Annotated in this window: 16 protein-coding genes; 13 read left to right on the forward strand and 3 right to left on the reverse strand. The window is 36.9% G+C overall.

The features are described from left to right. Window positions 1–38 precede the first annotated feature (38 nt). The 12 genes from cadR to CSB87_RS12660 all read left to right on the forward strand — a co-directional run bounded on the left by cadR (window position 39) and on the right by CSB87_RS12660 (window position 9,989). A complete protein-coding gene (cadR, locus tag CSB87_RS12605) occupies window positions 39–431 on the forward strand; it encodes a Cd(II)/Pb(II)-responsive transcriptional regulator (protein ID WP_000480874.1) in 393 nt (130 codons plus the stop codon). Window positions 432–655: 224 nt separating this feature from the next. Further along, on the forward strand, window positions 656–1,090 hold the full coding sequence (gene arsC / locus CSB87_RS12610) for an arsenate reductase (glutaredoxin) (protein ID WP_004883202.1): 435 nt from the start codon (window positions 656–658) through the stop codon (window positions 1,088–1,090). 55 nt (window positions 1,091–1,145) lie between these two features. After that, complete coding sequence (locus CSB87_RS12615; protein WP_000373080.1) at window positions 1,146–1,469, forward strand: metalloregulator ArsR/SmtB family transcription factor; 324 nt, start codon at window positions 1,146–1,148, stop codon at window positions 1,467–1,469. Between the two features lie 6 nt (window positions 1,470–1,475). Continuing rightward, a complete protein-coding gene (locus tag CSB87_RS12620) occupies window positions 1,476–1,949 on the forward strand; it encodes an arsenate reductase ArsC (RefSeq protein WP_002125971.1) in 474 nt (157 codons plus the stop codon). Window positions 1,950–1,956: 7 nt separating this feature from the next. Beyond that, the gene (gene arsB, locus CSB87_RS12625; RefSeq protein WP_000068659.1) at window positions 1,957–2,997 is read left to right on the forward strand and encodes an ACR3 family arsenite efflux transporter; all 1,041 of its coding nucleotides are present in this window, start codon (window positions 1,957–1,959) and stop codon (window positions 2,995–2,997) included. Window positions 2,998–3,001: 4 nt separating this feature from the next. Beyond that, window positions 3,002–3,706 (forward strand): arsenical resistance protein ArsH, encoded by a 705-nt coding sequence (gene arsH, locus CSB87_RS12630; protein WP_001052988.1) that lies wholly within the window; start codon window positions 3,002–3,004, stop codon window positions 3,704–3,706. Window positions 3,707–3,724: 18 nt separating this feature from the next. Next, complete coding sequence (gene trxB, locus CSB87_RS12635; RefSeq protein ID WP_002061937.1) at window positions 3,725–4,678, forward strand: thioredoxin-disulfide reductase; 954 nt, start codon at window positions 3,725–3,727, stop codon at window positions 4,676–4,678. A 105-nt stretch (window positions 4,679–4,783) separates the two neighbouring features. After that, complete coding sequence (locus CSB87_RS12640) at window positions 4,784–5,851, forward strand: ArsO family NAD(P)H-dependent flavin-containing monooxygenase (RefSeq protein WP_002061939.1); 1,068 nt, start codon at window positions 4,784–4,786, stop codon at window positions 5,849–5,851. Window positions 5,852–6,144: 293 nt separating this feature from the next. Continuing rightward, window positions 6,145–6,963 carry a hypothetical protein gene (locus tag CSB87_RS12645; RefSeq protein ID WP_000835372.1) on the forward strand — a complete coding sequence of 273 codons (819 nt, stop codon included), beginning with the start codon at window positions 6,145–6,147 and terminating at the stop codon, window positions 6,961–6,963. A gap of 407 nt (window positions 6,964–7,370) precedes the next feature. Beyond that, on the forward strand, window positions 7,371–7,643 hold the full coding sequence (locus CSB87_RS12650) for a type II toxin-antitoxin system HigB family toxin (protein ID WP_000770669.1): 273 nt from the start codon (window positions 7,371–7,373) through the stop codon (window positions 7,641–7,643). Continuing rightward, window positions 7,633–8,856, forward strand: coding sequence for an ImmA/IrrE family metallo-endopeptidase (locus CSB87_RS12655; RefSeq protein ID WP_000394713.1), 1,224 nt, complete (start codon window positions 7,633–7,635; stop codon window positions 8,854–8,856). Before CSB87_RS12650 ends, CSB87_RS12655 begins: the two co-directional genes overlap by 11 nt. A gap of 2 nt (window positions 8,857–8,858) precedes the next feature. After that, window positions 8,859–9,989 (forward strand): beta family protein, encoded by a 1,131-nt coding sequence (locus CSB87_RS12660; protein ID WP_000975797.1) that lies wholly within the window; start codon window positions 8,859–8,861, stop codon window positions 9,987–9,989. Window positions 9,990–10,332: 343 nt separating this feature from the next. Here the strand turns inward: CSB87_RS12660 and CSB87_RS12665 are convergent, their stop codons facing one another. The 3 genes from CSB87_RS12665 to CSB87_RS12675 all read right to left on the reverse strand — a co-directional run bounded on the left by CSB87_RS12665 (window position 10,333) and on the right by CSB87_RS12675 (window position 12,944). Further along, complete coding sequence (locus CSB87_RS12665; RefSeq protein ID WP_004883192.1) at window positions 10,333–11,523, reverse strand: MFS transporter; 1,191 nt, start codon at window positions 11,521–11,523, stop codon at window positions 10,333–10,335. An 18-nt stretch (window positions 11,524–11,541) separates the two neighbouring features. After that, window positions 11,542–11,949, reverse strand: a complete 408-nt coding sequence (locus tag CSB87_RS12670) for a RidA family protein (protein WP_106105078.1) — start codon at window positions 11,947–11,949, stop codon at window positions 11,542–11,544. Between the two features lie 68 nt (window positions 11,950–12,017). Then, entirely contained in the window at window positions 12,018–12,944 is a 927-nt protein-coding gene (locus CSB87_RS12675) for a DMT family transporter (protein WP_004883187.1), read from the reverse strand. Between the two features lie 239 nt (window positions 12,945–13,183). Between CSB87_RS12675 and CSB87_RS12680 the strand changes: the two genes are divergently transcribed. After that, complete coding sequence (locus tag CSB87_RS12680; RefSeq protein ID WP_004883185.1) at window positions 13,184–14,311, forward strand: Re/Si-specific NAD(P)(+) transhydrogenase subunit alpha; 1,128 nt, start codon at window positions 13,184–13,186, stop codon at window positions 14,309–14,311. Window positions 14,312–14,318 lie beyond the last annotated feature (7 nt).

Raw genomic sequence — 14,318 nt, forward strand, 5'->3', positions numbered from 1 at the left:
AGCTACTATAGAGTCAAGTTGGATTTTGAGTATTTCTAATGTTTATGAAGATAGGAGAGCTCTCTGAAAAAACGTCGTGCTCAGTACTGACAATACGGTTTTATGAAAAAGAAGGTTTAATCCCGCAACCTGATCGAACTCAAGGTAACTATAGACTATATACTGAAGATTACATTGATCGGTTGAAATTCATTGTGAATTGTCGTTCTTTGAATATGAACTTAATTGAAATCAAAAAATTACTAAATTATAAGGATCTGCCTAATCTAAATTGTTCTGATGTGAATGAGCTTATCGATTCACATATTAACGATGTAGAGGAAAATATTCGGAATCAGCAGAAACTCATACAGCAGCTATTAGAAATAAGAAAGACTTGTGATGGGTTATGTACAGTGGACAAATGTGGTGTACTTAAGAAGTTAGCCTGAATAAAAAGTTAGTGATCACATTTGTTTCTCAAACTTACTGATGCGTATATTGGCTTATTTAATATTATTGCTAAATTCTTAATCTAAAATGAATTGTTTACAGCAGTTTTTTAAATTTAACTAGCTTATTTAATGGATTGTATTTTGCAGGCCATCATATATGAAGTTGCATATATATGCTAATTCGTATATAAGGATATTAGTATATTAAAGGTCTCTGTTTTATGACAACTTCATTAGATGTAAAGATTTATCACAATCCTGTTTGTGGAACCTCTAGGAATACTTTGGCTTTGATTCGTAATACTGGAATCGAGCCAATCGTAATTGAATATCTCATTACACCACCTAGTCATGACGAATTAGTTAAATTGATTCAGGATGCAAACTTAACAGTAAGAGAGGCTATTCGTCAGAATGTAGATCCTTATCGGGATTTACAGCTTGATCGTAGTGATTTGAGTGATGAACAACTACTCAGTTTTATGCTTGAACATCCTATTTTGATTAATCGACCATTTGTTGTTACTGAATTAGGTACTCGCTTAAGTCGTCCTTCAGAAGTTGTCTTGGATATTCTGCCATTACCACAAAAAGGTGCTTTCACTAAAGAAGATGGTGAACAAGTGATCGACGAAAATGGTCAGAGGGTAAATTAAAAAATTTAGTTCTTGTATGTGATTATCTGCATATCCAAATTTATAGGTAGCAAAGATGGATCAAGTTAATTTTTTTAAATGCTTATCAGATGAAACCCGTCTCAATATTGTCACTTTAATTGCTGAGAATAAAGAACTCTGTGTTTGTGATTTGACAGAAAAGCTACAACTGAGTCAACCAAAGATTTCTAGGCATTTAGCTTTATTACGCTCTTCTGGTCTCTTACAAGACAGACGACAAAGCCAATGGGTGTACTACAGCATTAATCAACAACTTCCAGCATGGTGTTTTGAAATTCTAGATACTTTAAAAAAAACATCATCTAGTCAAGTTGTAAGCAATACCAACACGCTTTCTATAAATAGTTATTGTGAGTAATAGATTATGAAATTCCTTTTTTTGTGTACTGGAAATAGTTGTCGTAGCATTTTGTCTGAAGTGCTTTTTAACAGTCGTGCTCCTCATGACTGGAAAGCATACAGTGCAGGTAGTAAGCCATCAGGACAGGTGCATCCATTGACTATTGAAACTTTGGAAAACCTTGGTCTTTCAACAGAAGGTTTATGGAGTAAAACCATTGATGACTGTGAGCAATATAAACCTGAAGTAGTGATTACTGTGTGTGATTCAGCAGCTCAAGAAGCTTGTCCTCTTTATTTAGGGGGAGCGATCAAGGCACATTGGGGCTTGGCTGATCCATCACATTTAGACTTGCCTAAAGAGGAAAAATTAAAAGCTTTCCTAGTGACAGTAGACCATATCAACCGTCGTTTAGATGCTTTATTTGCACTTGATACAGCAAATATGTCTCGTCCTGAATTAATTGCTGCAATCAATCACATATCAGATATTGAATGAGAAAATCATGGCTCAACAAAGACTGTCATTTTTAGATCGTAACCTTACGCTATGGATTTTCATTGCGATGGGGGTGGGGATTGCGATAGGTGTCTTCTTACCTCAAGCTTCTGTTACTTTAGACAAAATGAGTGTGGATTCTGTCAATATTCCAATTGCGATTGGTTTGATTCTGATGATGTATCCACCGTTAGCCAAAGTGGACTATGCAGCTCTACCACAAGTATTTAAAGACAAAAGAACATTAACTTTGTCTTTAGTTCAGAACTGGATTATTGCTCCTGTATTAATGTTTGCATTAGCAATTATTTTTTTGCATAGCTATCCAGAGTATATGACTGGACTAATCCTGATCGGATTAGCTCGTTGTATTGCAATGGTTTTAGTTTGGAATGGTTTAGCCTGCGGCGATAACCAATATGTAGCAGCATTGGTTGCATTCAATAGTATCTTTCAGATTTTGTTCTTTAGTACTTATGCTTGGTTATTTCTTACCTTCTTACCACCTTATTTTGGTATTGCTGGGCAAGTAATCAATGTGGATTTTTGGACGATTACCCACGCGGTATTGATTTACTTGGGTATTCCTTTTTTTCTTGGTTTCTTGACCCGTTTGATCTTAGTCAACGCCAAAGGCTTAGAGTGGTACCAAAATGTCTTTTTACCGAAGATCAGTCCATTAAGTCTATTGGCATTACTGTTTACTATTGTTGCTATGTTTAGTCTCAAAGGTGGAGATGTAGTGAGTCTGCCTTTGGATGTAATTCGAATTGCGATTCCATTAACAATTTACTTTATCGTAATGTTCTTCATTAGTTTCTTTATGAGTAAGTGGATGGGTAATGACTACCCAAAAACTACAGCAATTTCATTTACTGCTGCGGGTAATAATTTTGAGTTAGCACTGGCTGTAGCCATTGCAACCTTTGGTTTAGCATCGCCTGTGGCATTTACTACAGTCATTGGGCCATTAGTTGAAGTACCAGTTTTGATTGCTTTGGTCAGTGTCTCTTTATGGCTAAGAAAAAAGTATTTTGAATCGGTGTAAATCTATGAATCTCCCAAATGTTGATATGAATCTTCTTGATCGACCTACTTTAGAGAAAGTTCAAGCTAAAGCACTGGATCATGCACCACGCATCTTATTGTTGTATGGCTCGAATCGTGAACGTTCTTATAGTCGTTTAGCGGTGATGGAAGCAGGACGAATCTTGGAGGAGTTTGGTGCTGAGGTGAAAATTTTTCATCCGAAAGGATTGCCTTTGCCAGAAGATGCCGATACTGAACATCCAAAAGTAAAAGAATTGCATGAACTTTTGGCTTGGTCAGAGGGTATGGTTTGGTGTTCACCTGAGCGTCATGGTTCTATGAGTTCTATTTTTAAATCCCAAATCGACTGGATTCCTTTGGCTGGTGGTGCAATACGTGCGACGCAAGGTAAAACTTTAGCACTTATGCAAGTTAGTGGTGGTTCACAATCTTTTAATAGCGTTAACCAGATGCGTATTTTGGGGCGCTGGATGCGGATGATTACAATCCCGAATCAATCTTCAATTCCTAAAGCCTTTTTAGAGTTTGAAGAAGATGGACGTATGAAAGCATCTTCTTATTACGATCGTATAGTAGATGTGATGGAAGAACTCTATAAGTTTACATTACTTACGCGTGGACAAAGCCTGTATCTAACTGATCGATATTCTGAGCGTAAAGAATCTGCTGAAGAATTATCTAAACGTGTTAACCAGCGTAGTCTGTAATACATTGGAGAGAACTAAATGCAAAGTAGACATTCACGTCTGATAATTCTCGGTTCTGGCCCTGCGGGCTATAGTGCAGCAGTATATGCAGCGCGTGCAAACCTTAAACCTACTTTAATTGCAGGTTTACAGCTTGGCGGCCAACTTACAACAACAACCGAAGTTGACAACTGGCCGGGCGATCCTGAAGGTTTAACAGGTCCTGCATTAATGGATCGTATGCAAGCACATGCTGAACGCTTTGGTACAGAACTCGTCTATGACCATATTAACGAAGTGGACTTAAATGTACGTCCTTTCGTTCTTAAAGGTGATATGGAAGAATACACATGTGATGCTTTGATTATTGCAACTGGTGCTACAGCTCAATATCTTGGCCTAGAGTCTGAACAAAACTTTATGGGACAAGGCGTAAGCGCATGTGCAACATGTGATGGTTTCTTCTACAAAAACCAAAAAGTAATGGTTGTAGGTGGTGGTAACACTGCTGTTGAAGAAGCACTTTATTTATCAAATATTGCTTCACATGTAACGCTAGTACACCGCCGTGATAGCTTACGTTCTGAAAAGATTTTGCAAGATCATTTATTTGTCAAAGAAAAAGAAGGCAAAATCAGCATTATCTGGAATCACGAAGTTGAAGAAGTATTGGGTGACAATACTGGTGTAACAAGTGTTCGCCTTAAATCAACTCAAGATGAATCTAAGCAAGACGTAGAGGTTCATGGTCTATTCGTTGCAATTGGCCACAAACCAAATACTGGTATGTTTGATGGTCAATTAAACTTACGTGATGGCTATATCCAAGTACAAAGCGGTACTTCTGGTAATGCAACAGCAACCTCTGTAGCTGGTGTTTTTGCTGCTGGTGACGTCGCTGACAGCATTTATCGCCAAGCGATTACTTCTGCTGGATCAGGCTGTATGGCTGCTCTAGATGCTGAAAAATATCTAGATCAATTGAACGATTAAAAAGCTAATTCAATCACTTGAAAATTTTAAGAAATAAGCCCAGTCTGTTTAACAGATTGGGCTTTTGATTTTGTTTATGACAATAAAGAAGGGGGGAGCGATACTTTGTCTCAATTACAAGCTGAAGTAGATGTAGTCATTATTGGTGGTGGACAAGCAGCTCTTGCTACAGCTTATTTTTTAAAACGTAAGAAAATTCCATTTGTGATTTTAGATGACCAAAATCAGGCAGGTGGTGCATGGTTACATGCTTGGGAGTCTTTACGTCTTTTTTCTCCAAATACTTGGAGTTCGTTGTCGGGCTGGATGATGCCAAAAACTGAACAAACTTATCCAACGCGGAATGAGGTGATTCAATACTTATCTGCATACGAACAACGCTATCAATTTCCTGTCATTCGACCTATACATGTTGATCATATTGAGAAAAAAAATGACTGCTTAGATGTATATGCGGGTGATAAATATTGGCGAGCAAAGGCGGTTGTCAGTGCTACAGGTACATGGAGTCAGCCTTATATTCCACATTACGAAGGATTAGAAAGATTTAAAGGAATACAAACCCATTCAGCACATTATGTTAATCCAGAACCTTTTATTAATAAAAAGGTTCTAGTGATAGGAGGAGGTAACTCTGGTGCTCAAATTCTTGCTGAAGTCTCAGAAGTTGCAGACACTATTTGGATCACAGTAACTCCTCCTCAATTTTTATCGGATGATGTTGATGGGCGTGTTTTATTCCTTCGAGCAACAGAACGTTTGAAGGCACAACAGGAGGGACGAATAGTTGATCAACCCATTGGTGGTCTAGGGGATATTGTCATGATTGACAGTGTCAAAGATGCACGTGAACGTGGGGTATTACATAGCAGAGAACCCTTTAAAGCATTTAAAGAACATTCGGTTGTTTGGGAGGATGGTTCAACACAATTGGTCGATGCTGTGATTTGGTGTACAGGTTTCAAAGCTTCCCTAAATCACTTAAGGAGTCTTGGAGTGATAGAACCTAATCAGACTGTTGCTGTCAATGATGGACGTTCAATAAAAATAAACAATCTTTGGCTAGTTGGTTATGGTGAATGGACAGGCATGGCATCGGCAACATTAATCGGGGTTTCTAGAACAGCCAAAGCAGTAGTCGATGAAATAGCTGTTTACTTAGCTATAGATTAAAAATTCTTAAATAAAGGATGGCTGAGGCTATAGAAGGTTTATATATTTTTATATCAAACACTTATGTTTTTTTGGTGGTATTGGTTCTAATTTAGTAAGTGATCAATAACTGGAAAATTTTAACTAGACTCTAGTTGCTTAATATAATTCCCAATAAAACTAGTCTACTGTTTATATACTCTTTCATGAGAAAGGAGGTATCTGAGTACTATAAAAGTTATTATTACTCAGATACCGACAGATTTAATTGAGCTAATTACACTGTAAGCAGAACCAATTACAGAGATGAAATCATGAAGTCTATAGATGAAATAAAAGCTCAAGAGGTATGTGTAGCTATTCTATTAGATAAAAAAGCTACTAATACGCAAGCCAAGATACTTCCTAGTGAAAATATAATCATTGATAGGTTACTTGAGCGTAAAGTTGAGTTACAACATGCTTATAGTGAGTTGTATTCAAAACTAGGGAAATATCATCAAGCCCTCACAAATTTTTTAGATTTGTTAGTAGGAATTACTTCAATGCATAGTCCAGAGGAAGTAATAAAGTCTAGGGCTGCTCAGAAAAAATTGAATGAGATTAATCAGCAAATTTCTATTAAAGCTCATGAATTAGCAGCTCTCCTAGAAACTAGATCCGAGTTAATAAATACTTCTGGCTTTATGACAGATACCCATTATCACATTGGTAATGTAATTCGTGAAGCATCTCAGAATAATCCGTATTTTAGAACATCTTTGCTAGATAAATTAAAGCAACTCCAAGGTCAGTTTGATCTTAAATATTGGCCTCGGTTAGATGATGTAATGAAAGTTATCGCTGAAGATGCAAGAATGGCCGTACCTATTGCTATTGATTCTATTACTGAAGTGGCAACAATAGGTGAGAGAGCTTCCTTAGTTGATTATTTTAGAGCTTTATTTGAAGCTATTGAATGTAATCGTCAGAAAGAATATGGTTTCTTACCTAATGACTTTAAGTTAACAGATAATACAATTGCTACCTTAGCGAATTGCGCCTTAGCTTTAGAGCCAAAAGAAATGATTGATGGCCTATATGTGAAAAATTTTAGAAGTCGTGAACGCAAACGCATAGGTAGTGACTCCTAATTTTAAATATGTGGACAAGTCTGGATTTGTCCACATACATAAAACAATCTATAGACTACCTATCCCTATAACAGAAAGTATTTTTACTGTTATTTATTATTTAAGATCATTAGAGGTTAGTCAGACTGTAATTCTGTTAGAAAGACCGTGACTAAATTAGGTTTTGAATGAAGGAATTATGGGCAGCTTATGTCAATTCAATATCTAACATATCAAACTTTAAATATTGATTTATTTAATTAAATTTATTCTTTTATTTCAAAAAAATCTAACAAAGACCATATCACTGATAAATATTTAAGCAATTAAAGTAGTTCTCAATAATTAGTTTATGATAATTACCAAAATGGGAATTGAGTTGTATTTTGAAATGGTGTAATTTATTCCCAAATTGGGAATATTTTTAAATGAAGCTTTTAGGTCTTGAAAAAATAACAGTGATTGAGTGTGAGTTTGCTAAAAAATGGCTCATAAGTTGGATCTCTGAAATACGTGATGCTCATTGGCGGGGCGCGGAAGATATTCTGAAACAATTTCCAAAAGTATCTATTTTGGAAAATCAATGTTTCGAATTTTCGATACATAACTCTAAATGGGTTATTTGTCTACAAATCGCGTTTTCTCAAAGAATAGCGATTATTAAAGCTGTAAACATTAAAGGTGCTAACAATGGAATTTAAAGTTATTCGTACAAGAGAGCAGTATCAAGCTTATCTTGACGAAGTGCATTCTTTAATTATGCTAAATCCGGCTATAGGAAGTCCTGAGAGTGATCGGTTGGAATTATTATCGGTTTTAATAGAAGATTATGAAACTAAACAATATCCGATAGAGGCGCCTGATCCTATTGATGCAATTCTATTTAGGATGCATGAGAAAGGGTTAAAACAAGCTGATTTGGCCCCATATTTTGGTACTACTAGTAGAGTTTCTGAAGTTCTTAATCGAAAAAGAGCTTTAACCGTAGATATGATCCGAGCATTATCTGTAGGGTTGGGACTGTCGGTAGAGACATTAATTGGTTTATCAAATTCAAAGAATACATTAGATAAAAATAATATTGATTGGTCTAAATTTCCTGTTAAAGAGATGAAAAATAGGGGGTGGTTAAAAACATTTCTTGCTGATACGGCAGCATCAACTGAGAGTATTATCCAAAAATATATTGCTCAATCAGGGTTACAAATCGGCTCAGCTTCTTTTAAACGAAAGTTGTCTGGTGATGCCCAAACACCTAATACGATGTATGCACTGTATGCGTGGCTAGCTAGAGTCATTCTCCAAGCTAGAGATAAGAAAGATAGTCTAGGAAAATATGACCCTAATTTAATAAATAGTAATTTTTTAAGAGAGTTAGCTCAATTAAGCTGGTTTGAGCATGGGCCAATATTAGCAATTGAATACTTAGAAAAACATGGAATTGCTGTAGTCATTGAGCCTCATCTTAAAGGTACGCATCTTGATGGAGCGGCATTGAAGGACAGTGACGGCACTCCTATTATTGGGCTAAGTTTACGATATGACCGATTGGATAATTTTTGGTTTACGTTACTACATGAATGCGCACATATTTGGAAGCATGTTGATGAAACAGAAGCATTTCTCGATGATTTAGATTCATCAAGTATGGAGGATCGGAGGGAGGCTGAAGCAAATCGATTGGCAAGAGAGGCATTTATACCAAGAGGAGTTTTGAGACGTACAGAGGCATTTATCTCACCAAGTAAAGAATCTATTGAAAAGTTGGCTAAAGAGTTGAGAGTTCATCCAGCAATCATTGCAGGGCGTATTCGAAAAGAGTTGGGAAATTACACCTTATTTTCAGACTTGGTTGGTCAATATCAGGTCAAGGCATTATTAACCAATTCTCATTTATTAAGTGTTGAGGAGTAGAGATGATGAAAATTCCAGAATATGTCCCAATCATGAAAGCGAAGCAAGGTGAATTTGATGCGATAAAACCTATTAGGTCTGAGCAGTTAGAATATCAAATACAGCCAACTTTCCACCCTTTATTTGAAATGCCTAATATTTATAAAGAAGGGGTTTCAAGACTTGTTGATATTAATAGCCGTTGCGAGAAAATAGGGAAATTATGGAGTGGAAATATTGCTTTAGTGGATGGTTATTTTTGGAAACCATCTGAAGCTTTATTGGAGAATGGTGAGCATTTCCTAACCTATACGTATAACAAATTGTTTGCATTAGGAGTAAAGGTAGTTCCTGTAATTGGTTATGACCGTTGGTTTGATCAAATGAGCAGTCTTTATCATCAAACAATGAAAAATTTAAATTATCCAGAGGCTCCTTATTTTTGTATTAGATTAGATGGTGAGGCAATGTATGATATTGATGAACCTGATTTTTTCAAAGAACAACTAGAATCAATTATTTCTGATTTAAAATTAGCAGAAAATAATTGTTCTATATTATTAGATTTTGGGGATGTAAGTGTCAATCGTATAACAATTGAACAGATGCTAAGCAAGTCTAGAGACTTTTTAGAAGTATTAACTGAATATGATTTTAAATACATTTCTATCAGTGGAGCTTCATATCCTTCAAGCGTTGCAGAAGCCATTGAAGATCATGATACGGATGGTCCAGTACTTCGAAAAGAAATGGTTGTATGGCAGACTTTAAGAAACATGTTCCCTAATGTTAAATTGAAGTTTGCAGATCATGGAGCAAGACATCCAGCTCCAGAAAAGCAGATTATTAATCAACATACGAATGGAAAAATTATCTACACTATAGATAAAAATTACTATGTCGTAAGAGGCCATCCATTTTCTAGAGATGGTGGAAGTCATGGGCATAGAAAGCAGCTAGCAATGAGATTAATTAATTCTATCTATTATGAAGATGTAAGCTTTAGTTGGGGAGACAATAAAATCTTTGAATGTGCGCACGGTATTAATAATTTTATAGGAAATCCTACGCAATGGGTTGCAATTGATACGAGCCACCACATTCGGTATGTCTTAGAGGAAATAGGATCTTTTGAGCTAGCTTATCAAAAATAGATCAAATAAAAATCCAGCCATTCATAAATGGGCTGGATTTTTAAATTATTTTTCAGTAATTAAATTTTTACACTAAATTTACACCATAAATTTTATTTTTGTTTCTAAGTTTTTAATAATAAATGATATTTTATTTTAGTTGATCCTATCCATCATTGGGGCAACTGAAATACGAGGTTGTAACGATTGAAGTGATTGCATAATCAATAGACCCAAAAGTCGCTAAATTAAAGAAAGGGCAGCATTATACGGGGTTTAGCTCTGAATCGACAGAGACATTTAATCGCGTAATTTATAACCGCCCTTATGGTGAATGTAGAAAGATGATTTTTAACAAATTACCTTATGAGTGAGCCAACTGCTTTTTTTGTAAGAAAGCATCAATCACACTAAATAAAATACAAAACAGAACGAGTCCAACCCCTGCAAGGCAAGTCATGGTCCATCCACCATGATTCCAGGCAAAAATTCCTAATGCCGAACCAGCTGCGCCACCAATAAAGTAAGTGGTCATATAGATGGCATTAATACGGGATTTAGCATCTGGACGTAGACGGAAAATAATACTTTGGTTACTGGTGTGAACGAGCGCGAGTGCTAATTGAATTAACGCAAACCCAATGACATATGTAGAAAGTAGAGTTTGTCCAAAGTAGAAACAAACCCAACTGACTAAGAATAGTCCACAGCCCATCCAAGTAAGTAATTTTGTGTAGCCTTGGTCGGCGTATTTACCAATATAGCGGGTTGATAATGCACCAAAAATACCAACTAGAGGAACGAGTCCGATAAATAGATCTGGTAAATGGTGTGCTGAGGTCAGTAGTAAGGCGATAGTGGAATATAAAGTACTTACTGCTGCAAAGGCGAAAGCACCTGTAAGCGCTCTTAGTAATAGTCGCTTTTCCTGCTTTAAAAGCTGAGCCATGGAAACAAAAATTTGCCCATAATTCATTTTCATACGCAAGACGTAAGGTAGACGGCTTTTTAAAGTAAATGCCAGTAATAGCATTAATACGCCGCTTACCACATAAACGACTTTCCAGTGGAAAAGATTGGAAAATAAACCGGCCAGACTGGTAGAGAGTAAAATCCCGACCAATAAGCCACTCATTAAAAAACCAATAATCTCGCCTGTTTTTTCAGGTTTGACTGTCATAGTAGCTAATGGAATTAATACTTGAGCTGCAACAGAAAACAAGCCCGCTAAAATTGTACCAATCCAGAGCATAGGTAAGTTAACAGCAAAGGCAGAAGTAAATAGACCAACTGCGCAAAGCACCATCAAAAACGGAATAGCTTTGGCTTTATTGACGATGTCACCCATCGGAACAATAAAGAGTAGACCAAGGGCATAAGACACCTGAGCAAATGTCACTGTTAAAGCGGCTTGTGCTTGAGTTACAGCAAACTCTTGCTGAATAGAGTGAATTAGAGGCTGACAGTAATAATTCACACCTGCACATAAGCCACATGCTGCTGCCATCAACCAAAGCAAAGGTTTATTTTGACTGATATCTTCAGGGGTAGACATGATATTCTCTCGGTTTTATTAGGTGTATGCTGTTGCTTCAACTTCAATGAGCATGCGCTCTAATGCAAGGCGTGGTACAGGAATGAGCGTACAGGCTGGAAAAGGATGATTTTTCCATAGATTTTGCATGATTTTAATTAAAATTTGGTGTTTTTCATCTGAGTGGTCAACAATTAAAACCCTTAAAACAGCAATATCTGAGATTTTTGCTTCTGCTGCTGTTAATGCATTTTGAATGTTATTAAAAACTTGAGTGGCTTGTTCTTCAAAATTTGGGCTTAATTCCCCTTTCGAATCTTCACCGCCTTGTCCTGCAATATGAATAATATTTTTAAAATTTTGGACTACAGCAATATGGCTATAAGCATTTGGTGTTGGGTTATATAAAGTAGAGGGATTTTTGATTCTAAAAGTTTCTTTATTCATTGGAACTCAACCTTTCAGTAAAATTTAGATGAGTATCCAACCTCAACTTAAGTTGAGGTCAAGAGAATTTAATGTTTTAGTCTTTTCTTTCTAAGCGTAATCATCATTACCCCTACAATATTGAGTAGGCAACCGACCCATTGCCACATATTAAGATGTTCATTTAAGAAAACAACGGCAAGTAAAATAGTTAAAACTGGTCCAATTGAAGCAATCATTGCAGATTGTGATGCACCAAGACGTTCAATACTTTGTATGAGCATAACGGTGGGTAAGACAGTGACTAAAAAGCCTAAGCCGACTCCATACCAAATTACACTTGAGGGGAGTTGTAATATTAGTTGAATAGGGTGAGGAGTACTTAGTATGTAATGTGTTAATGCCCCAATACAGGCCACAGTTAACGCTAAGCCTGTGAAATTCCAAGAACCAAATTTTTTAATTAATGGTGGGGTTAACAGTAAATAACCAGCAAATGCTACAGCACTTGCAAATACAAAACTTGTTCCTAGCCAGAAATTGCCCTGAATTGGTGCGTTGTTGTGTTCTTGGAGCATCACTAGCACGGTTCCACCATAACTAAGAAAAATGGCGATTAAACTTTTTATATCTAATTTTTGTTTGTAGAGCAGGCTTGATGCAATCACGGTAAGTGTTGGATATAAAAATAAGATAATTCGCTCTAAAGAAGCACTAATAAACATAAGGCCCATGAAATCAAGCCAGCTGGCAAAGTAGTAGCCTAATAGACCGGCAAAAATTAAAATTAGCCAATCCTTCTTTTTTATGCCCTGATTATGATGCCTATTGAACCAGCAAATTAATAGAAAGAACGGTAAGGCGCTTAGCATACGTAAAGCCATCAGGACTGTACCGTCTACTAATGGAGAAAGGGCATAAGTTTGTTTAATAAAGATTGCTTTTGTACTGAATAGAAAAGCAGAACAAAGCGCGAAAAAAGACCCAATTTGAAACGAAGATAAAGAAATTTTCATATACAGGACTGTATAAGAGAGACTATTGTCTGCAAAAAAAAGAAAAATCTTCCTATATTACACCTCAAGTCAAATATCGTGAATCATCAGTTCAAAATATGGGTATTTATTAAATAAATAGTGGGTGGTATTTTCAAAAAGTTCAATTAGAATCCAAATTCTGTACAAAGAATACACATGGGGGAAACATTGCGGGTTGCAATGTTTTTGACAATGAGAAATTAGCTTGAGGAACGCTCATGCAGATCGGAATCCCAACCGAAACTGTCGTCGGTGAAAATCGTGTAGCTGCTACGCCAGAGACAGTAAAGAAGTTGATTAGCGCTGGTCATAGCGTTGTGATTGAACGTGGTGCTGGTGTAAAGGCTGCGTACATTGACAGTGCTTATGAACAGGTCGGTGCAACCATTACGGATGATGCCTATACGGGTAGTCAAATTATTTTGAAAGTTCGTGCGCCACAAGGCGGGGAAATTCAAAAACTTGCAGCAAATACAGCTGTTGTAGCAATGTTTGATCCTTATCGTAATACCGAGCTAGATCAGTTTGCGAATCAGCAAGTATCTGCTTTTGCTCTGGAATTGCTTCCTCGTACGCTTTCTCGTGCACAAAACATGGATGTGTTGTCTTCTCAGGCGAACTTGGCTGGTTATAAATCAGTTTTGCTTGCAGCTGCCGAGTATCAACGCATGTTCCCAATGCTGATGACTGCTGCTGGTACTGTAAAGCCAGCACGTGTTGTGATTATGGGTGTTGGGGTTGCGGGCCTTCAAGCGATTGCTACAGCAAAACGTTTGGGTGCTGTTGTTGAAGCAACAGATTTACGTCCAACAGCTAAAGATCAAGTTGAGTCTTTAGGTGGTAAGTGGTTAGACGTACCAATGTCTGAAGAAGAACAGCAACGTGCAGCAGATGCAGCAAAAAATGGTTATGGCTGGATGCCGGGTGAGCAATACATCAAAGACCAAGCTGCGATTGTAGATAAAGCTGTGTCGAATGCCGATATCGTGATTACAACAGCATTGTTGCCGGGTCGTGATGCGCCGCGTCTGATTAAAGCTGAAACTGTTGCCAAAATGAAGCCGGGCTCTGTCATTTTAGATATGGCAGTTGAAACTGGTGGTAACGTTGAAGGTTCTAAAGTTGGCGAAACTGTTGTGACTGAAAATGGCGTGAAAATTTTGGGTATTCCAAATATTCCAGCCACTGTTGCGACAGAAGCTTCTGCATTATATGCACGTAACGTTTTCAATTTCGTAGAGACTTTATTCGACAAAGAGAAAAACTTTGCGATTAATCAAGAAGACGAAATCCAAAAAGCCCTATTGGTCACTCATGGCGGTCAAGTGCTGCTTAAGCGTGGTTAAGGAGATT

It is taken from the genome of Acinetobacter sp. AR_0276, from assembly GCF_003000705.1.
GTDB classification, from domain to species: Bacteria; Pseudomonadota; Gammaproteobacteria; order Pseudomonadales; family Moraxellaceae; genus Acinetobacter; species Acinetobacter nosocomialis.